The organism is Pseudomonas sp. SGAir0191 (assembly GCF_002812565.2).
In the GTDB taxonomy this organism is placed as follows: Bacteria; Pseudomonadota; Gammaproteobacteria; order Pseudomonadales; family Pseudomonadaceae; genus Aquipseudomonas; species Aquipseudomonas parafulva_B.
Map to the genome: position 1 here is coordinate 3,721,525 of NZ_CP025035.2, position 17,140 is coordinate 3,738,664.

Annotated in this window: 18 protein-coding genes and 1 riboswitch; of the genes, 1 reads left to right on the top strand and 17 read right to left on the bottom strand. The window is 63.6% G+C overall.

Features of this window, described 5'->3' with window-relative positions; all coding sequences use genetic code 11:
• Nucleotides 1-43: 43 nt before the first annotated feature.
• The 16 genes from CWR53_RS23030 to cobO form a co-directional block, all read right to left on the bottom strand.
• On the bottom strand, nt 44-298 hold the full coding sequence (locus tag CWR53_RS23030; protein ID WP_181405437.1) for a hypothetical protein: 255 nt from the start codon (nt 296-298) through the stop codon (nt 44-46).
• Nucleotides 299-495: 197 nt separating this feature from the next.
• Nucleotides 496-1,859 (bottom strand): IS3 family transposase gene (locus CWR53_RS16655; RefSeq protein WP_100850704.1). Its coding sequence is split into 2 segments (ribosomal slippage): nt 496-1,394 and nt 1,394-1,859, totalling 1,365 coding nucleotides; the frame shifts between segments, so codons are not numbered across the junction.
• A 730-nt stretch (nt 1,860-2,589) separates the two neighbouring features.
• Nucleotides 2,590-3,141: a glutathione peroxidase gene (locus tag CWR53_RS16665; RefSeq protein WP_100852077.1), complete on the bottom strand. Its 552-nt coding sequence runs from the start codon at nt 3,139-3,141 to the stop codon at nt 2,590-2,592.
• Between the two features lie 46 nt (nt 3,142-3,187).
• The gene (locus CWR53_RS23270) at nt 3,188-3,310 is read right to left on the bottom strand and encodes a hypothetical protein (protein WP_258313162.1); all 123 of its coding nucleotides are present in this window, start codon (nt 3,308-3,310) and stop codon (nt 3,188-3,190) included.
• The gene (locus tag CWR53_RS16670; RefSeq protein ID WP_058605365.1) at nt 3,307-4,509 is read right to left on the bottom strand and encodes an MFS transporter; all 1,203 of its coding nucleotides are present in this window, start codon (nt 4,507-4,509) and stop codon (nt 3,307-3,309) included. The genes CWR53_RS23270 and CWR53_RS16670 overlap by 4 nt, the downstream gene beginning before the upstream one ends.
• 165 nt (nt 4,510-4,674) lie before the next feature.
• The gene (locus CWR53_RS16675) at nt 4,675-5,793 is read right to left on the bottom strand and encodes a glycoside hydrolase family 5 protein (RefSeq protein ID WP_258313249.1); all 1,119 of its coding nucleotides are present in this window, start codon (nt 5,791-5,793) and stop codon (nt 4,675-4,677) included.
• 231 nt (nt 5,794-6,024) lie between these two features.
• Entirely contained in the window at nt 6,025-6,747 is a 723-nt protein-coding gene (locus tag CWR53_RS16680) for an adenosylcobinamide-GDP ribazoletransferase (protein ID WP_100852079.1), read from the bottom strand.
• A 1-nt stretch (nt 6,748) separates the two neighbouring features.
• Nucleotides 6,749-7,315 carry an alpha-ribazole phosphatase family protein gene (cobC, locus tag CWR53_RS16685; protein WP_058605362.1) on the bottom strand — a complete coding sequence of 189 codons (567 nt, stop codon included), beginning with the start codon at nt 7,313-7,315 and terminating at the stop codon, nt 6,749-6,751.
• Nucleotides 7,312-8,367: a nicotinate-nucleotide--dimethylbenzimidazole phosphoribosyltransferase gene (gene cobT / locus CWR53_RS16690; RefSeq protein WP_100852080.1), complete on the bottom strand. Its 1,056-nt coding sequence runs from the start codon at nt 8,365-8,367 to the stop codon at nt 7,312-7,314. The genes cobC and cobT overlap by 4 nt, the downstream gene beginning before the upstream one ends.
• A complete protein-coding gene (gene cobU, locus CWR53_RS16695) occupies nt 8,364-8,885 on the bottom strand; it encodes a bifunctional adenosylcobinamide kinase/adenosylcobinamide-phosphate guanylyltransferase (RefSeq protein WP_058605360.1) in 522 nt (173 codons plus the stop codon). The genes cobT and cobU overlap by 4 nt, the downstream gene beginning before the upstream one ends.
• Nucleotide 8,886: 1 nt before the next feature.
• On the bottom strand, nt 8,887-10,341 hold the full coding sequence (locus tag CWR53_RS16700) for a cobyric acid synthase (protein WP_100852081.1): 1,455 nt from the start codon (nt 10,339-10,341) through the stop codon (nt 8,887-8,889).
• Nucleotides 10,338-11,330 carry a threonine-phosphate decarboxylase CobD gene (gene cobD, locus CWR53_RS16705; protein WP_100852082.1) on the bottom strand — a complete coding sequence of 331 codons (993 nt, stop codon included), beginning with the start codon at nt 11,328-11,330 and terminating at the stop codon, nt 10,338-10,340. The genes CWR53_RS16700 and cobD overlap by 4 nt, the downstream gene beginning before the upstream one ends.
• The gene (gene cbiB / locus CWR53_RS16710; protein WP_100852083.1) at nt 11,323-12,231 is read right to left on the bottom strand and encodes an adenosylcobinamide-phosphate synthase CbiB; all 909 of its coding nucleotides are present in this window, start codon (nt 12,229-12,231) and stop codon (nt 11,323-11,325) included. The genes cobD and cbiB overlap by 8 nt, the downstream gene beginning before the upstream one ends.
• Nucleotides 12,228-12,884, bottom strand: a complete 657-nt coding sequence (gene bluB / locus CWR53_RS16715; protein WP_181405438.1) for a 5,6-dimethylbenzimidazole synthase — start codon at nt 12,882-12,884, stop codon at nt 12,228-12,230. The genes cbiB and bluB overlap by 4 nt, the downstream gene beginning before the upstream one ends.
• A complete protein-coding gene (locus CWR53_RS16720; RefSeq protein ID WP_100852085.1) occupies nt 12,875-14,170 on the bottom strand; it encodes a cobyrinate a,c-diamide synthase in 1,296 nt (431 codons plus the stop codon). The genes bluB and CWR53_RS16720 overlap by 10 nt, the downstream gene beginning before the upstream one ends.
• Nucleotides 14,167-14,778: a cob(I)yrinic acid a,c-diamide adenosyltransferase gene (cobO, locus tag CWR53_RS16725; protein ID WP_027913925.1), complete on the bottom strand. Its 612-nt coding sequence runs from the start codon at nt 14,776-14,778 to the stop codon at nt 14,167-14,169. Before cobO ends, CWR53_RS16720 begins: the two co-directional genes overlap by 4 nt.
• 119 nt (nt 14,779-14,897) lie before the next feature.
• Nucleotides 14,898-15,118: riboswitch (cobalamin riboswitch) on the bottom strand.
• A 153-nt stretch (nt 15,119-15,271) separates the two neighbouring features.
• On the opposite strand from cobO, the gene CWR53_RS16730 reads away from it, so the two are divergent.
• The gene (locus tag CWR53_RS16730) at nt 15,272-16,588 is read left to right on the top strand and encodes a sorbosone dehydrogenase family protein (RefSeq protein ID WP_100852086.1); all 1,317 of its coding nucleotides are present in this window, start codon (nt 15,272-15,274) and stop codon (nt 16,586-16,588) included.
• 6 nt (nt 16,589-16,594) lie between these two features.
• Here the strand turns inward: CWR53_RS16730 and CWR53_RS16735 are convergent, their stop codons facing one another.
• Nucleotides 16,595-17,134: a C40 family peptidase gene (locus CWR53_RS16735; protein ID WP_058605353.1), complete on the bottom strand. Its 540-nt coding sequence runs from the start codon at nt 17,132-17,134 to the stop codon at nt 16,595-16,597.
• Nucleotides 17,135-17,140 lie beyond the last annotated feature (6 nt).

Below are 17,140 nucleotides of genomic sequence, written 5' to 3' on the forward strand. Positions count from 1 at the left end.
AATTACTACCCAGGGCGCTCTAGCGAATAAACCCCCGCTATAACTAACGCCAATTGCTCTTGCTCTTGCTCTTGCTCTTGCTCTTGCTCTTGCTCTTGCTCTTGCTCTTGCTCTTGCTCTTGCTCTTGCTCTTGCTCTTGCTCTTGCTCTTGCTCTTGCTCTTGATCTTGATCTTGATCTTGATCTTGATCTTGATCTTGGTCTTGATCTTGATCTTGATCTTGATCTTGATCTTGATCTTGATTTTCGCGACTTCAGAAGGCCGAACGCAGGTCTTGCGGAGGGAGGTGACGGGCATGGATGCCCGTCAAGCGCTGGGCCCCAGGATGGGGCCTACAGCGCGGTCCTCCCGGGAGCAAGACCGGAGTGAGGGAACCCCGAAGCGCAGCGTAGGGGCCGTATGAATGGAGCGCAGCGTTTTTTGGTTACTTTTTGTCGCGTTTGACAAAAAGTGACTCGCCGTTGAACTGACCCCCAAAAGTTGGACAGTGAGCGCTATGGGGCCAGCGCGTGGGTCCGAAATTGTATCGGACTCAGGCCATTAAGTCTGAGGCTGATGCGTTTTTGGTTGTAGTAAGCGATGTAATCATCAAGTCCTGAAGCCAACTGCTCGACATTTTCAAACGACTCCAGGTAAAAATATTCGCTCTTGAGTGTGCCGAAAAAGCTTTCCATTGCGGCGTTGTCTAGGCAGTTGCCCTTACGCGACATACTCTGCTCAATGTTCTTCTCGGCCAGCATATGCCGGTAAGTGGGCTGCCTGTACTGCCATCCTTGATCGGAGTGCAATATCGGTTTATCACCTGGATTCAGCCGCTCAAAGGCTTGCTCAAGCATTGCCGAGACCATCTTGAACTCCGGGCGCCGGTTAATCTGATAAGCGAGGATTTCGCCGTTATACAGGTCCATCAACGGCGAAAGAAACAGCTTCTGCCCCTTCACTTTGAACTCTGTCACGTCGGTTGCCCATTTCTGATTAGGGGCTCCTGCCTTGAATTCTCGCCTGAGCAGATCAGGCGCAACCAGTCCCTCTGAGCCTCGGTACGAGCGATATTTCTTCGCCCTGACCAGCGACTGGAGACCCATCAGCTGCATCAGTCGCTGCACCTTCTTGTGATTAATCATCCGACCGTTGTGCTTGAGGGTCTCAGTGATCCGGCGATAGCCATACCGTCCTTTATGCTCGTGATAGACGTTGTTGATACTCTCTTTCAAAGCTGCATGCTTGTCAGTCAACAACACCTTGCTTTGGTAATAAAAGGTACTACGTGCAAGCCCGGCAGCACGTAACAGCAGAGCGAGTCGATGCCCGTGCCTCAATCCCTGGACAGCCTTCGTTTTCTCGCCTGCGCAGTGCGAGGGTCCGCTTGGATCAAGGCATCGAGCTTTTTTAGATAAGCATTCTCCGCACGCAGATATTCCAGCTCTTCGAGCATTTGCTCGGGTGTCAGGTCGCTATCCGAAGCGGTAGGAGGACTTGCGCTGGTTTTTTTCGATGGCTTACGGGGCATGCTCAACTCTCGGGTATGATGCGGATGAAGTGCTTCAACTCCGCCTTGATCATACAACCTTTTCCACTGCCTGATGCTACTTGGACCACGAATATCAAACTGGATGCAGGCTTGCTGGGCAGACAATCCTTCTTGCTCAATGCACTGCAAAACCTTCAATTTGAACTGGGCATCGTAGCGGCTGTACTTGGCACTTAAACCGGCTGCGCCGTGTTTTTCATAGCCCTTTACCCACCGACGTAGCATCGATGGACTGAGGTCATGCTTTAGCGCCACTTCATGAATGCTAGGAGCAGAAAGGCACTCTTCGATGAGTGCCTGTTTGAGCGCCAGGTTGTATTTCGTCATGGAACACCCTCCGGTGAGATAGGTGTCCAACATTCGGGGGTCAGTTCACGTAAGGGCGAAAAGGTGATTAAGCGTCGCCATCGCCAATGGACTATGCTCTCTTTCAATACCCACGCCAATGCAATCAAGCTCCAAACTTCAAACTTCAAAGCGTGGGCACATATAGCAAGTTGGTATTCATTGGCGCGGGTGGCGCACAGTCACCTTTCCGCCCTTACGGCGGCTCACTTTTTGTCTTGTCAAAAAGTAAGCAAAAACCGCCTGCTCCTATCATCCGGCCCCTACGCTACGCTCCGGGGTTCCCTCGCTCCGGGCTTGCTCCCAGGAGGACCGCGCTGCAGGCCCCATCCTGGGGCCCAGCGCTTGACAGGCATCCATGCCTGTCACCTCCCTCCGCAAGCCCTGCGCTCGGCCTCCTGAAGTCGCGATCTGCGGCGCCTGAACTACCGTGCGCTTAGAATCAAGGGCAAGAGCAAGAGCAAGAGCAAGAGCAAGAGCAAAACAGCGCATTACTCTAGAACTGATATTCCAGCAGATTCCAAACTTTAAAGCCACACACAACCCCTGCAGGCGCGGCCCATCGCGGCACAAGGCCACTCCAATCGACTGTAGGCGATTGGCTAAGAACCCTTATGACCTTTCATATATTCATCAGCCACAGATCACTACAGTTCAATGACTCGAAGCCACCGCAATCGAACTGAGATCAATACTTGAGCGCACCAAAAGATCAAGGCTGCGAAGCGATAGCCTTCTCAATCGCTGCCTTAAACTCGGCATCATCCGGTTTCGTCAAACTCGAAAAACTACCAATCACCTTGCCCTGACGATCAATCACATACTTGTAGAAATTCCACTTGGGCGCACTGCTCTGCCTGGCCAACTCCGCAAACATCGGAATCGCATCCTTGCCCCGCACCGCCTGTTCCTTGGTCATGGTGAACGTCACGCCATAATTCGCATAACACACCTTCGCCGTCTTCTCGCTGTCCGCATCCTCCTGCTTGAAGTCGTTCGAAGGCACGCCCAGCATCTCCAGCCCACGGCCATGGTACTGTTTGTACACCGCCTCAAGCCCCTCGAACTGCGGCGCAAACCCGCAATAACTGGCCGTGTTGATCACCACCAACGGCTTACCGGCAAACCGCTCGCACAACGCGACCTCACCCTTGCCCCGCAACTCCGGCAGCGTGTCCTGCAACACGGCCGGGCATTCGGCCGCCCAGCTGGACGCGCTGGCCATCAACGCTAATACCGGCACCACCATCCACTTCACGCTCATGACATCCCGCTCCTGCTCGATCAACCTTGAACTGGCAGCGTAGCGGCTAACAGACGCCCATGCCCAATTGCATGAGCGCCATGCCGCCCTCGTGCCACCCCCACCAGGCCAGCATCAGCACCAAAAGCGCCACCAGCGCGAGAGCCATACGGATCAATACTGGGTTCATGCCGCCGTTACCTGCAAGCGTGCCACAGGCCGTTCACGGACCGGCCAGTTGAGCGCCGCAGCCAAGACACTCAGCAGGATCGCGATCTGCCAGACCAGGTCATAGCTGCCAGTGCGGTCATACACGACGCCACCCAGCCAACCGCCCAGGAACGCCCCGAGCTGGTGGAACAGGAACACGATACCGCCAAGCATCGACAAGTTGCGCACGCCGAAGACCGTGGCGACGGTGCCGTTGGTGAGCGGCACCGTGGACAGCCACAACAGGCCCATCGCAATACCGAACAGGTACGCGCTGAATGCACTCACCGGCGCCCAGAGAAACAGCACGATGACGACCGCACGCAGCAGGTAGAGCCCAGTCAGCAAGCGTGGCTTGGACAGGCGCCCGCCCAGCCAGCCGGCCGTGAACGTGCCCACGATATTGAACAAACCCACCAGGGCCAGCACCGTGGTGCCCGTGGTGGCCGGCAGATGCTGGTCCACCAGGTACGCCGGCAGGTGCACCCCGATGAACACCACCTGAAAGCCGCACACGAAAAAGCCCAGCGCCAGCAGCCAGAAACCGGCGTGCCCACACGCCTCACGCAGCGCCTCGCCCAGCGTCTGCTCGTTGCCGTAAGAGGGCAAGGGACGGTCGCGCAACAGGCCTACCAACGGCACGATGAAGGCCACCAGCAGGCCCAGCACCAGCAAAGCCGCCGACCAGCCGAGCCATTGGATCAGGCCGAGGGTGCCGGGCAGCATGGCGAACTGACCGAACGAACCGGCGGCGCTGGCAATGCCCATGGCCATGCTGCGCTTTTCAGGCGGCACGGCCCGGCCGACGACGCCCAGGATGACCGAAAAGGACGTTCCCGACAGGCCAATGCCGATCAACAGGCCGGCGCTCAATGACAACGACCAGGCAGAGTCGGCCATGCCCATCATCGCCAGGCCCACCGCATACAGCACGCCGCCAACCATCACCACCCGCGAGGCGCCAAGGCGATCGGCCAACGCCCCGGCAAAGGGCTGGGCCAGGCCCCAGATCAGGTTCTGCAAGGCGATGGCGAAGGCAAAGACGCCGCGCCCCCAGCCAAAATCGGCGCTCATCGGTGCCAGGAACAGGCCAAAGCCGTGCCTGACGCCAAGTGACAGCGCAAGGATCAGCGCCGCCCCAGTCAACACCCATCCACTGGTTCGCCATACAGACGTCATTGTTATTGTCTCCAGCCCATCGCAAGGTCGTCAGGTGCTGCCGTTGATGAAACCTGGCACTGCAAGGCCATCCACCGCCACGTACGCCAAGTCATCAAGGAAGCATTTGGTTACAGCATGAACGCTGAAGCTGACTGACAGCAAGCAGGACGTCAGCGCAGGTCGTCATTGATCTGTCGCCAGTCGCTTGCGGATGGGTTCGAACGCGGGGGTCGCTTGCCGCGGCAGCGGGTCGGCCAACCCCTGGTCGATCGCCTGCCAGTAGCGCCAGGGCACTTTGGCGGTGCCCAATTCGTAGTCCATCCCGTCCCAGCTGTCTTCGCGGAAACTGTAGAACGCCCAGTGCAAGCGGTACTGATCGAGCACGCCCAGTACGTCCTCCAGGTACTGGCGGCAGCCTGACAGGCGGCGCATGCAGCCAAATTCGCCCACCACCAGGCGGGAACGGGGCACGTTCATGGTATCGGCCCAGTTCAGCGGGGCTTGCAGGTACTGCGCCACGCGCTGGCCGTCCCATTGCTGAAGCTGGCCGGCGAAGGGCACCGCCCCTGGATAGGCCAGCGGCTGTCGGCGGGTCATGTTGGGCGCACTGGTCGCTGCATAGGGTTCGTACATGTGCACGCTGTAGAGCACCCTGTCATCGGGCAGCGGCGCGGGCCAATAGGTGAAGGCATCGGCGGCGGCATACCAGCCCGAATCCACCATGATCGGCGTTACCGCATCCTCCTCGCGTATGGCCGCCGTCAACTGCCGGTACAGCGCCGGCAAATCACGCGCACTGCCTTGCTCGCGCGCATACCAGCGTTGTATGCGCTCCGGGCTGGCATGTTCGGGCAGATCGCTGCGCTTTTCCGGTGCGGGCTCGTTCACCAGGTTGTACGCAGCGACCGCAGGATGATCCTTCAACGCACGGGCGACGTCGCGCCAAAAGGCTGCGGCCTGCGCCCAGTAGGTCTTGTCCTGCCACAGCCGGTCGTCGAAGGTGCCGTTATTGTTCTGCGACCAGCGCATGCCCGGCAATGATAACGGTGCGATCACCACTTTGAGGCCGGCTCGATGGGCCCGATCCAACACCGACCGCAGGGTAGCCAGGTCGCTGGCGGGCAAACCGTGGTAGCCATCGGCATTACCCAGTAGAAAGTCCCTCTGCGCAGGTCGCCATTTGTCATAGGACACCCGAACCCAGGTCGCGCCATAAGCCCGGAGGGCATCAAAGTAGGCCTGGTCAGGGGGCAATCGATTGAAGCTGTTGCCCCCATGCCGGGGTTGGTCCCAGAACGCCATGAGGTCGGCTGCCTGGGCGGCAGGTGGAGTGAAGCCCAGCAGGGCCAGGAAGAGCAGCCAATAATGCATCACACACGCCTTTTGGAAACAAGCGCCTGAGGGTAATGCATCCGGTGAAGGCGTTTTACAGGATTAGTTTGCCGGCTTTTTTTCAGATGATCTTTGCAGAAGGCGCCTTCAGAGTCGTCCTACATAATTGGATAAATCCCAGACCACGCTGCCCCGATTGGCTCACGGGATCACGACAAGGCCCAGCAGAACGGTGAGCTCAAGCAGCTCCAGCAGTGCACCTGCGGTATCGCCCGTGGTACCGCCCAGGCGATTGCACATCAGCCTGCGCAAGGCGACGAACACGACCGCCGTCAGCACCATTGCCCAGCCAGCCAATGTCAGGCCCAGGCCGGCACAGATCAACAGTACCCACCCTGCTGCGCGGCGGGGCATGTGCTCGGCCAGTGCCTGGCCCAACCCGCCAGGCCGCACATAGGGGGTACACAGGAATAGCCCCAGCAGCGCTGCTCGACCGATGACCGGTGCCAGCACCAGTTGCAGGCCAGCTCCCTGCTCGATCAGTGCCCACAAGGCGCAGAACTTGAGCAGCAGCACCAAAACCAGCGTCACCACCGCTGCCGGCCCGCTGCGCGGGTCTTTCATGATCTGCAGCGTGCGTTCGCGATCACCAAACCCGCCTAGCCAGGCGTCTGCGCTATCTGCCAGGCCGTCCAGGTGCAGCGCGCCACTGAGCAGCACCCAGAGGCTCAGCAGCAAGGCGGCATGCAGCGGCGCCGCAACGCCTGCGAGACAGTGGCTGGCCAGCCATAGCAGGAGACCGAACAGCAGCCCGACCAAGGGGTAGTACAACAACGAGCGGCCTACCTGGCGTGGCGTTGGCATGCCGGGCAAGGTGACAGGCAGGCTGCTTAGAAACTGCAGGGCAATCCAGAATGGCAGCATGCTAACCCCCCTCAACCAGCTGGCCATCCTCGCCGACTTGCAAGCGCACCAATGCGCCATGGCCGACTTCCACTTGCAACAGCTGCGCCCTGGGCAGGCCACGGGCGCGGGCCAACAGCAGCCGCATGACACCACCATGGGTGACCAGCAGTACGCGCTTGCCAGCATGCTGGCGGTACAACCCCTCGATGGCCGTCAGGACGCGCTGCGCAAACGCCTGGACCGGCTCGCCATTGGGCGGCGTATAGCCGTAGGGATCAGCCCAGAACTGCCCAAGCGCCTGGGCGTCGTGTTCCATGATCTGCAACGCCGTGCGCCCTTCCCAATCGCCGAAATGCAGTTCTTGCAATGCAGGCTCGCGCTGCACGGGCAGGCCCAGCCTGGCGCCCAGCTCATCGGCAAATCGGCCACAGCGCTGCAATGGCGAACTGACCAATGCCTGCCAAGGCCCTGCGTCGGCCACGGCGGCGCGCATTTGAGCCCAGCCCTTTTCGGTCAGGGCGTCATCGAGGCTGCCACGCAGACCACCTTGCTCGGTTTCCCCGTGGCGCAGCAGGTCGAGCCTCATGCCGGACGGTCCGCCACGGCAGCCTCGGCAAAGGTCGCCATTTGCCCGTGTAGCGCGCAGGCCAGCCGCAGCAACGGCACGGCCAGCGCGGCACCACTGCCCTCACCCAGGCGCAGCCCCAGAGCCAGCAAAGGCTCGGCCTGCAAGGCGCTCAGCACTGTCTGGTGGCCGGGCTCCGCACCCTGGTGGGCAAACAACAGCCAAGCGCGGCACTGGGGGTTGAGGCGCACGGCCACCAAGGCCGCCACCGTGCAGATGAACCCGTCCACCAGCACCGCCACACCCGCCTGGGCACACGCCAGGTAAGCGCCGGCCAGCGCCGCCAGCTCGAAGCCCCCCACGCAGCCCAATGCACGCAGCGGTTCATCGGCCGCCAGGCGGTACAAGGCCAGAGCCCGCTCGATGACGTGCGCTTTGTGCTGCACGCCGGCACTGTCCAACCCAGTGCCTGGCCCGCTCAGCGTGGCTGGCGGACAGGCGAGCAGTACGCTGGCCAGCGCTGCCGCTGCGGTGGTGTTGCCGATACCCATTTCACCGCCGATGAACAGCTGTGCGCCGTGGGTCGCCGCCCGCAGCGCGCTGTCACGACCTGCCTGCAGGGCGGCCTGCAATTGTGCCTCGCTCAGGGCGGGCTCTCGGGCGAAATTGGCCGTGCCGGGGCCAAGGTGCACGTGGCGAACGCCCGGCAGTGCGAGCGTCGGGTCGACCGTGCCGAGGTCGACCACCTCCAAGGTGGCGTGCAGTTGGCGCGCCAGCACACTGATGGCGGCACCCCCGCCGACGAAATTGCGCAACATCTGGCCTGTCACGGCCTGAGGATACGCCGAGACGCCCTCCTCGACCACGCCGTGGTCGCCGGCGAACAGGCTGATCGCAACGTGCTCGAGCACCGGCCGTTCGCAGCCCTGCAGGCCTGCCAGCTGAATGGCGAGCGTTTCGAGCTGGCCGAGCGAACCGGCAGGCTTGGTCAATTGTTGCTGCCGCTCGCGTGCTGCGGCCATGGCCGCACCGTCGATGGGCTGGCAGGGCATCTGCCACCAGACAGGGTTCATGATGCAGGTCCTTTGAGCGTGAGTGGGAGGCCAGCGACCGTGAGGATCACCTGCTGGCAACGTTCGGCCACCGCCTGGTGCACGACACCGGCCAAATCGACGTAACGTCGCGTCAACTCACCCATGGGCACCACACCCAGGCCAGTCTCGTTACTGACCAGGATGATGTGGCCGGGCAGGTGTTCAAGGCAGCCCAACAGGGCATCACGTTCCTCGGCCAACCGGCGCGGGTCATCCAGCATCAGCAGGTTGGTCAGCCACAGCGTCAGGCAGTCCACCAGCAGGCAGCGGTCAGCAGCAGCTTCGGCCTTTAGTACAGCAGCCAGGGCCAAGGGTTCTTCGATCAACCCCCACTCCACGGGCCGGCGCTGGCGGTGCAGCTGCACCCGCTCATCGAGTTCGCCGTCCAGCGGCTGACTGGTGGCGATATAGGTCACAGGCAGGCCGCAGTCGGCTGCCCGCTGCTCGGCCAGGCGGCTCTTGCCAGACCGGGCTCCGCCGATCACGAACGTACGCACGTCAGGGTACTCCACACAATTGGCGCAGGCGCTGGGTGTCCAGGTGCTTGTCCACCAGGTCAGCCAGGCGTTCGATGTCGCGCTCGCGCAACGCCTCGTAGTCGATCAGTTGCACGTCTTCAAGCCCAGCCCAGCGCAGCAGGGCCGCGCAGGAGGCGCTGCCTTCGAACAACCCGTGCAGGTAAGTGGCCAACACCTGGCCGTCCGTGCTGATGGCACCCTCGCAGCGACCGTCGGCCAGGCGTATCGCCGGGTGCGCCAGCGCAGGTCCAGTGGTGACACCGGCATGGATCTCGTAGCCGGTCACGGGCGATGCGTCCAGGTGCAAGGTCCCGGAGACATTGCGCAACTGCTTGTCGGCTTCCAGCACCGTGGTGTAGTCCAGCAGACCGAGGCCGGGACTGGAGCCTGCAGCGCCCTCCAGGCCCAGCGGATCGTGCACCTCGCGCCCAAGCATCTGCAGGCCGCCGCAGATACCGATCACCTTGCCGCCATAACGCAGATGGCGTTCGATGGCCCTGTCCCAGCCACGCGCGCGCAATTGAGCAAGGTCGCCACGTACGCTCTTGGAACCCGGCAGGATGATCAGGTCCGCTGGCGGCACCGGCTGACCAGGGCCAATGAACTGCAGGTCGACCTGCGGGTGCAGGCGCAGCGGGTCGAAGTCAGTGTGGTTGCTGATGCGTGGCAGCACCGGCACGATCACCTTGAGCACGCGCTGCTGCTTTTCGCTCTGGCGCCGGTCGATGCCGTCCTCGGCTTCAAGGTGCAGGTCGGTGACGTACGGCAGCACGCCTAGCACGGGTTTGCCGGTGCGCTGCTCCAGCCAGTCGAGCCCAGGTTGCAACAAAGCGATGTCGCCCCTGAAACGGTTGATGACAAACCCTTTGACCCGCGCCTGCTCGCTGGGCGACAGCAGTTCGAGGGTACCGACCAAGTGGGCGAACACGCCCCCGCGGTTGATGTCGGCGACCAGGATCACCGGGCAGTCCACGGCTTCGGCAAACCCCATGTTGGCAATGTCGCCGGCCCGCAGGTTGATCTCCGCCGGCGACCCTGCGCCCTCCACCATGACCACTGGCCAGCCCTGGCTCAGGCGCTGGTGCGAGACCAGCACGGCCTGCATGGCGATGGCCTTGTAATCGTGGTAGGCAACCGCGTTCATGCTGGTCACCGCACGGCCATGGATGATCACCTGGGCGCCTGTGTCGCTGTTGGGTTTGAGCAGCACCGGGTTCATGTCGGTATGCGGCGCCAGGCGACAGGCCTGGGCCTGCACCGCCTGGGCCCGGCCAATCTCGCCACCGTCGGCGGTCACGGCGCTGTTGAGTGCCATGTTCTGCGGCTTGAATGGCACCACGCCGATGCCCTGGCGCAGCAGCCAGCGGCACAGGGCAGTCACCAGGGTGCTCTTGCCGGCATCGGAGGTGGTGCCTTGCACCATCAGGGTCGTCATGTAAGGTCCTTGGGGTAGGCACTCAGGGCCTGGGCCAATCGTCGTTCGTCTGCTTGGCTTGGCGGTAAGCCGAAACGCAAGGCCGCCGGGCGCTCGAACAGGCGCACCAGCACCCCGTGTCGGGCAAGGTGATCGTGCAATCGCGCGGCATGCTCGCACCGCACGTACTGGAACAGGTCACAGCCGCCGGCGGGCGCCAGCCCGGCATGGGTGAGCAAAGCCGCCAAGCGTTCGCTGGCGTCTGCACAGCGCTGGCGCTGCAGCTGCTGCATGGCCTGGTCGGTCAGGCTGGCCTGGGCCAGCACCCGGCTGGGACCATTGATGGTCCACGGGCCGAGCAGCTCGGCCAGGCGCAGCAGCAAGCTGTGCTCTGCGGCCACGAAGCCCAGGCGCACACCGGCCAGGCCGAAGAACTTGCCGAACGAGCGCAGCACGATCAAACCTGGGCGCTCGGCACTTTCCATCACGCTGTTTCCGGGGCTGTTGTCCATGAAGGCTTCATCGACCACCAGCCAACCACCGCGCGCTGCCAGGCGCTGATGCCATCCCAGCAGCGTGGGCGCAGGCACGACACGGCCGGTGGGGTTGTTCGGGTTGACCAAGACCAGAACGTCGAGGTCGTCGAGCGCCTCGTCGACCTGATGCTCATCGAGCTCGAGCAACGCGTGTCCAACGCGCTGCCAGGCATAGGGATGCTCGGCATAACAGGGCGTCAGCACCCCGACCCGGCTCGGGCTGCGCAACAGCGGCAGGGCCTGGATGGCAGCCTGTGAGCCCGCTACGGGTAGCAGTCGCGTGGCGCCGTAGTAGCTACACGCCGCCTGTTCGAGGCCATCGTCTGTTTCCGGTAGCCGTGCCCAGGCTTCGAGGGGGATCGGCGGTATCGGGAAGGACCAGGGCGCAATGCCGCTGGACAGGTCCAGCCACTGCTCGCGGGCGATGCCGTACTGCCGAACCGCGCGCAGCAGCCGGCCTCCATGTTCAAGCATTCAGATAAGCTCCCAGACAGAACACCAACAGCCACAGCCATACCCCACGCTGCACCAGCGTCCAACCGCCCTCGATGGCATCGGGGCTGGCCGGTGGGCCGTCGCCCAGGCGCGGGCGGTCGTGCAGCTGGCCGTGGTACACCGCCGGCCCGCCCAATTCAACACCCAGGGCCCCTGCCCCGGCCGCCATGACCGGGCCGGCGTTGGGGCTGTCCCACAGTGGCCCCTGGCGCCGCCAGCAGGCCAGCGCCAGACGGGTTTTGCCCAGCACCGCATAGGTGAGCGCGACCAGGCGCGCCGGCACGTAGTTGAGTAGGTCATCGATGCGCGCCGCGCACCAGCCGAAGCGCTCGAAGCGCTCGTTGCGATAGCCCCACATGGCATCGAGGGTGTTGCTCAGCCGATAAAGCACCACCCCTGGCGCCCCGGCCACAGCAAACCAGAACAAGGCGGCGAACACGGCATCGCTGCCGTTTTCCAGCACCGACTCAGTGGCTGCCCGCGCCACCGCCGTCTCGTCCAGCTCACGGGTTTCACGGCTGACCAGATACCCCACCCGCCGCCGTGCTTCTTCCAGATCCCCCTGGCGCAGGGCCGTGGTCACCGGCAGCACATGTTCGCCCAGGCTGCGCAGCCCCAGGGCGCAGTACAACGCCAGCACATCGACCAGCCAGCCGATCACAGGCAGCCAGGAGAACATGAGGGCCAGCAAGGTCAGGGGCACCACGGCCAGGAACCAGGCGCTCACGCCATGACTGCGCCAACCACGCCCGCCGGCATTGAAGCGCCGCTCAAGGCTGCTGGCCATGTTGCCGAACGCAACCAGCGGATGGCGCCGTCGCGGCTCGCCGAACAATGCATCCAGGGCCACACCGGCCACGGTCAGCAACGCCACGCTCATGCACCTTCTCCCCAACGGTTTTCAAACAGCATCTGGTGCAACGGCCGTTCCTCGGCCCAGTTCTGCAGGACCAGCATGGGTGCAGGGTAGAATGCCGCCACCGGCCCCAGGCACAGCACGGCCACGGGTTTGGCGCCGCTGGGCATGCCAAGCAACGCTGCCAGCGCCTTGGGATCGAACAGCGATACCCAGCCCATGCCCAGCCCTTCGGCACGGGCGGCCAGCCAGAGGTTCTGGATGGCGCAGGCGAGCGAGGCCAGGTCCATCTCAGGCAGCGTTCGGCGCCCGAAAATGTGGGGCTCACGGTTGTCCATCAAGGCGGCGACCCACAGTTCGGCACAATCGTTGATGCCCTCTACCTTGAGCTTCATGAATTCGTCCGAGCGCTCGCCCAGCGCCTGTGCAGTCAACGCCCGCTCGGCCTCCACCAGTGCCTGGATGCGCCCACGCAAGGCCCGCTCGGTGATGCGGATGAACCGCCATGGCTGCATCAAGCCCACGCTCGGTGCCTGGTGGGCTGCGCTGAGTAACCGTGTCATGACCTGCGGCGCCACCTCGCCTTGAACGAAATGGCGCATGTCGCGCCGCTCGCCGATGGCGCGATAGACCGCGGCACGCTCCTGGTCGCTGAAGGCATGCTCGCTCATGGGCAAAGCAGCGCTGCGGCCGCCTCCGGGTTGGAGGGGAAGTAGAAGTGCACGTAGGACGCGGTCAAGCGGCCCAGGCGATAGACGGCTTCGTTGCCGGGCCCGCCGTTGGGGCTCAACCCACGTGCCAGCGGCTCGAGCGCAGTGCTGGTCAGGGAGTGGTGGTAGGTATGGCCGCGCAGTATGCCCTCGGGCAGCTCGACCGCTTGCAGGGCCAGGGCCGCCAGGCGCTTTTGCATGGTCGCTTCACCCGGCAGCAACCCGAGCAACTCGACCCTGTCCCCGGCCACGTCGGTCAGCGCGTCGAGCAGATACAGCATGCCGCCGCATTCGGCGAGCAGTGGCTTGCCCTGGGCGTGATGGGCGCGGATGGCCTGGCACATTGAGGTATTGCGCGCCAGGGCATGATGGTGCAACTCGGGGTAACCGCCGGGCAGGTACAGGCTGTCCACTTCGGGGAGCTGCGCATCATGCAGTGGGGAGAAGAACTGCACCTGTGCGCCTAGACGGCGCAACAGGTCCAGATTGGCGCCATAGAGGAAGGCAAAAGCTTCGTCGCGGGCAACACCGATACGCACCCCCGCCAAGGTAGCCTGGGCGGGTAGCGGATCGGCCGGCTCGAAGGTGACGGCCGGTGGCAACGCGGCATCGCAGCTGGCGCCCAATGCCTGGGCAGCAGCGTCCAGACGTGCGTCCAGGTCGTTCAACTCGCTGGCCTGCACCAACCCCAGGTGACGGCTGGGCAGTTCGATGCCGCGCTCGCGGGACAAGCCGCCATACCAACGCAGGCCCTCCGTCAGGCTGCCTTCGAGCAGTTGCGCATGACGCAGGCTGCCCACCCGGTTGGCCAACACCCCGGCAAACGGCAGGTCCGGCTGATAACGCGCCAGGCCCAGGGCCAGCGCGCCAAAGGTCTGGGCCATGGCCGTACCATCGATCACCGCCAGCACCGGCACACCGAAGTGACGCGCCAGGTCGGCGCTCGAAGGGGTGCCATCGAACAGCCCCATCACCCCTTCGATGAGGATCAGGTCGGCTTCACCTGCCGCCTCCCAGAGCAGCCGGCGGCTTTCCTCGACACCGATCATCCACAGGTCGAGCTGGCGAACGGGTGCACCGCTGGCACGTTCGAGAATCATGGGGTCAAGAAAGTCAGGCCCGCATTTGAACACCCGCACCTTGCGGCCCAGATTGCGGTGCAGGCGCGCCAGCGCGGCAGTGACCGTGGTCTTGCCTTGACCAGAGGCCGGTGCGGCAATCAGAACGGCGGGGCAATGGCGGGCCTGGCTCACAGCTCGACGCCCTTCTGGGCACGGATACCGGCCTGGAACGCGTGCTTGAGCATGCCCATTTCGGTCACGGTGTCGGCCAGCTCGACCATTTCAGGCTTGGCCGCGCGACCGGTGACGATGACGTGCTGCATGGGAGGGCGGGCCTGGATGTCCGACAGCACCTGGTCCAGATCAAGGTAGCCGTGCTTGAGCGCGATGTTGAGCTCGTCGAGCACCACGAACTGCACCGCAGGATCCTGCAGCAGTTGCCGGGAGACGGCCCACGCCGCTTCTGCCGCCGCAATGTCACGCTGGCGGTCCTGCGTCTCCCACGTGAAGCCCTCGCCCATCACATGGTAGCGCACCTGTTCGGGAAAGCGCCTGAAGAACAGCTCTTCGCCGGTGCTGTTGCGGCCCTTGATGAACTGCACCACGCCGCACTGCATGCCGTGGCCCAGGGCCCGGGCCAGCATGCCGAAGGCCGAGCTGCTCTTGCCCTTGCCATTGCCGGTGAGCACCAGCAGCAGGCCGCATTCGTTAGGGGAGTTGGCAATGCGCTCGTCAATGACCGCTTTCTTGCGCTGCATCCGTGCCAGATGGCGTTCGTCGCGCTCGGTGGCGTCGCTCATGGGAAGTTCTCCGCTGGCTGACACCACGATCGAGCGCCGTGTCAGGGAATGGGCAGGCAAACGGAGCGCGCGCAGGGGCATTGGCCAAAGCCAGAGTGCACCGCGCATCACCCTCCGTGATGCCGTTGGCAGTATCAGGCCGGTCTCCGGGCTCGTGAGCGGGCCACTGGCCCTGACCTGCGCGCCTTCCCAGGTATCGTACCCAGTGGCCCTGCGCGGCCGTCTCTCACCTACCGTTGCGGGGGCAGCGCCGGAATCGCACCCTGCGGGCGCTCACCGACTTCCCAGTTTCACCCTGGCCAGGCGTGGCTGGCGGGGCACCTGAAACACGCGCGAAGGTTAGAGGGTTGCACCCGGAGCGTCAATCGACGCGGCTCGCCTGGCGGCACAGCAGCGATCGCCGAGCCGCCGATGCAGCCCCTGCCGCCTGTGCGAATGAACCCGCGGCATTCCCTACCCTCTGAATCAATAGAACCTGCCGAGGACGCCGACCATGAACCGCGTGGCACTGCCTGTTGCACTTCTTGTAAGCCTGGGCTTGAGTGGCTGCGGCGAAAGGGCGCGTTATACGGTGGCCGACGGCAGCGGCCCCGCACCGCAGCTGCCCTCACCTGCCAAGACCCTGCTACCGACGGTGAACATCGCGCCAGCCGTCGGCTGGCCTGCCGAGCGCATGCCTCAAGCTGCACCCGGGTTGCAGGTCTCGCGCTTTGCCGGTGACCTCGACCATCCGCGCTGGCTCTACGTACTGCCCAATGGCGATGTGCTGGTGGCAGAAACCAACGCACCTGCCAAACCCGAAGACGCCAAGGGTATTCGCGGATGGGCCATGAAGCGGGTCATGGCACGCGCGGGGGCCGCCGTGCCCAGCCCTGATCGCATTACCCTGTTGCGCGACGCGGACCAGGACGGCGTTGCGGAAATCCGCCATACCTTTGCCGAAGGGCTGAACTCACCCTTTGGCATGGCGCTGGTAGGCACCGATTTTTACGTGGCCGATACGGATAAACTGCTGCGTTTCCACTACCAGCCCGGTGCACGCCAGGTAACCGGTCCGGCAGAGGTGGTCACCTCACTGCCAGCCGGCCCGTTGAATCACCACTGGACCAAGAATGTCATCGCAAGCCCCGATGGACGGCGCCTCTATGTCACCGTGGGCTCGAACAGCAACGTGGGTGAAAACGGCCTCGATCAGGAGCAGGGGCGCGCCGCGATCTGGGAGATCGACCCCAGCACCGGCAAGCACCGCCTGTTCGCCACCGGCCTGCGCAACCCCAACGGGCTTGCCTGGGAGCCTCACAGTGGCGCGCTCTGGACCGCAGTCAACGAACGTGACGAAATCGGCAGCGACCTGGTACCGGATTACATCACTTCGGTACAAGCAGGTGGATTCTATGGTTGGCCCTATAGCTACTATGGCCAGCACGTGGATGAGCGCGTGCAGCCCCAGGACCCTGCCAAGGTCGCCCAGGCACAGGTACCCGACTACGCCGTGGGGCCGCATACCGCTTCACTGGGGTTGGCCTTCGCCGGGCCGTGTGTGTTGCCGGCGCGTTTTGGGGCAGGTGCATTGATTGGCCAGCATGGGTCCTGGAACCGCAAGCCCCACAGCGGCTACAAGGTGATATTCGTACCCTTCGACGCCTCGGGAAAGCCGTCGGGCAAGCCCATGGACGTGCTCGATGGGTTCCTGAATGAAAGCGGCCAAGCCATGGGCCGCCCCGTGGGGGTTGCCCTGGATGGCCACGGGGCCGTGCTGGTAGCTGACGATGTGGGCAATACCATCTGGCGCGTCAGCAAAGCTCGGTGATCGGGCTCAGGGGTTCTGTGCCAGGTGCCCTTGTGGGATGACCCGCTTGGCCTGCAGGTAGGCCTTGGCCCAGTAGCTGTTTGACAGATAGTCCAACCGCACCGTACCGCCGGTGCGGGGCGCATGCACGAAGCGCCCGTCCCCTACATAAATGCCAGCATGGCTCACCTGCGAACCGCCACTGGTCGCGAAGAACACCAGGTCACCGGACTGCAAGGACTTCACATCCACAGTAGGCGCACGCATGCCGATCATCTCCCGCGTGGAGCGCGGCAGGCTGATGCCGGCGGCATCGCGGTAGACGTACTTGATCAGACCACTGCAGTCGAAACCCGAATCGGGCGTATTGCCGCCCCAGCGGTAGGGCGTGCCAACCAAACCAATGGCGCGAATCAGTACGTCATCGGCAGTGGGCGAGAAGCTGGGTTGGCTATAGGTAACCTGAGGCTGCACGACCCTTGTAGGGGCAGGTGCCTGGGGTTGGCTCGAGCAGGCCGCCAGTAAGGCTGCCAGGGAAATGAAAGCGAAGCGCGCCATCGTTGTCATGGCCAA

What these genes read in the sequence shown, in the direction of transcription:
- CWR53_RS23030 (WP_181405437.1), bottom strand. Translation starts at nt 298, where the DNA reads ATGCCCGTCACCTCCCTCCGCAAGACCTGCGTTCGGCCTTCTGAAGTC.
- CWR53_RS16665 (WP_100852077.1), bottom strand. Translation starts at nt 3,141, where the DNA reads ATGAGCGTGAAGTGGATGGTGGTGCCGGTATTAGCGTTGATGGCCAGC.
- CWR53_RS23270 (WP_258313162.1), bottom strand. Translation starts at nt 3,310, where the DNA reads ATGAACCCAGTATTGATCCGTATGGCTCTCGCGCTGGTGGCGCTTTTG.
- CWR53_RS16670 (WP_058605365.1), bottom strand. Translation starts at nt 4,509, where the DNA reads ATGACGTCTGTATGGCGAACCAGTGGATGGGTGTTGACTGGGGCGGCG.
- CWR53_RS16675 (WP_258313249.1), bottom strand. Translation starts at nt 5,793, where the DNA reads ATGGCGTTCTGGGACCAACCCCGGCATGGGGGCAACAGCTTCAATCGA.
- CWR53_RS16680 (WP_100852079.1), bottom strand. Translation starts at nt 6,747, where the DNA reads ATGCTGCCATTCTGGATTGCCCTGCAGTTTCTAAGCAGCCTGCCTGTC.
- cobC (WP_058605362.1), bottom strand. Translation starts at nt 7,315, where the DNA reads ATGAGGCTCGACCTGCTGCGCCACGGGGAAACCGAGCAAGGTGGTCTG.
- cobT (WP_100852080.1), bottom strand. Translation starts at nt 8,367, where the DNA reads ATGAACCCTGTCTGGTGGCAGATGCCCTGCCAGCCCATCGACGGTGCG.
- CWR53_RS16700 (WP_100852081.1), bottom strand. Translation starts at nt 10,341, where the DNA reads ATGACGACCCTGATGGTGCAAGGCACCACCTCCGATGCCGGCAAGAGC.
- cobD (WP_100852082.1), bottom strand. Translation starts at nt 11,330, where the DNA reads ATGCTTGAACATGGAGGCCGGCTGCTGCGCGCGGTTCGGCAGTACGGC.
- cbiB (WP_100852083.1), bottom strand. Translation starts at nt 12,231, where the DNA reads ATGAGCGTGGCGTTGCTGACCGTGGCCGGTGTGGCCCTGGATGCATTG.
- cobO (WP_027913925.1), bottom strand. Translation starts at nt 14,778, where the DNA reads ATGAGCGACGCCACCGAGCGCGACGAACGCCATCTGGCACGGATGCAG.
- CWR53_RS16730 (WP_100852086.1), top strand. Translation starts at nt 15,272, where the DNA reads ATGAACCGCGTGGCACTGCCTGTTGCACTTCTTGTAAGCCTGGGCTTG.
- CWR53_RS16735 (WP_058605353.1), bottom strand. Translation starts at nt 17,134, where the DNA reads ATGACAACGATGGCGCGCTTCGCTTTCATTTCCCTGGCAGCCTTACTG.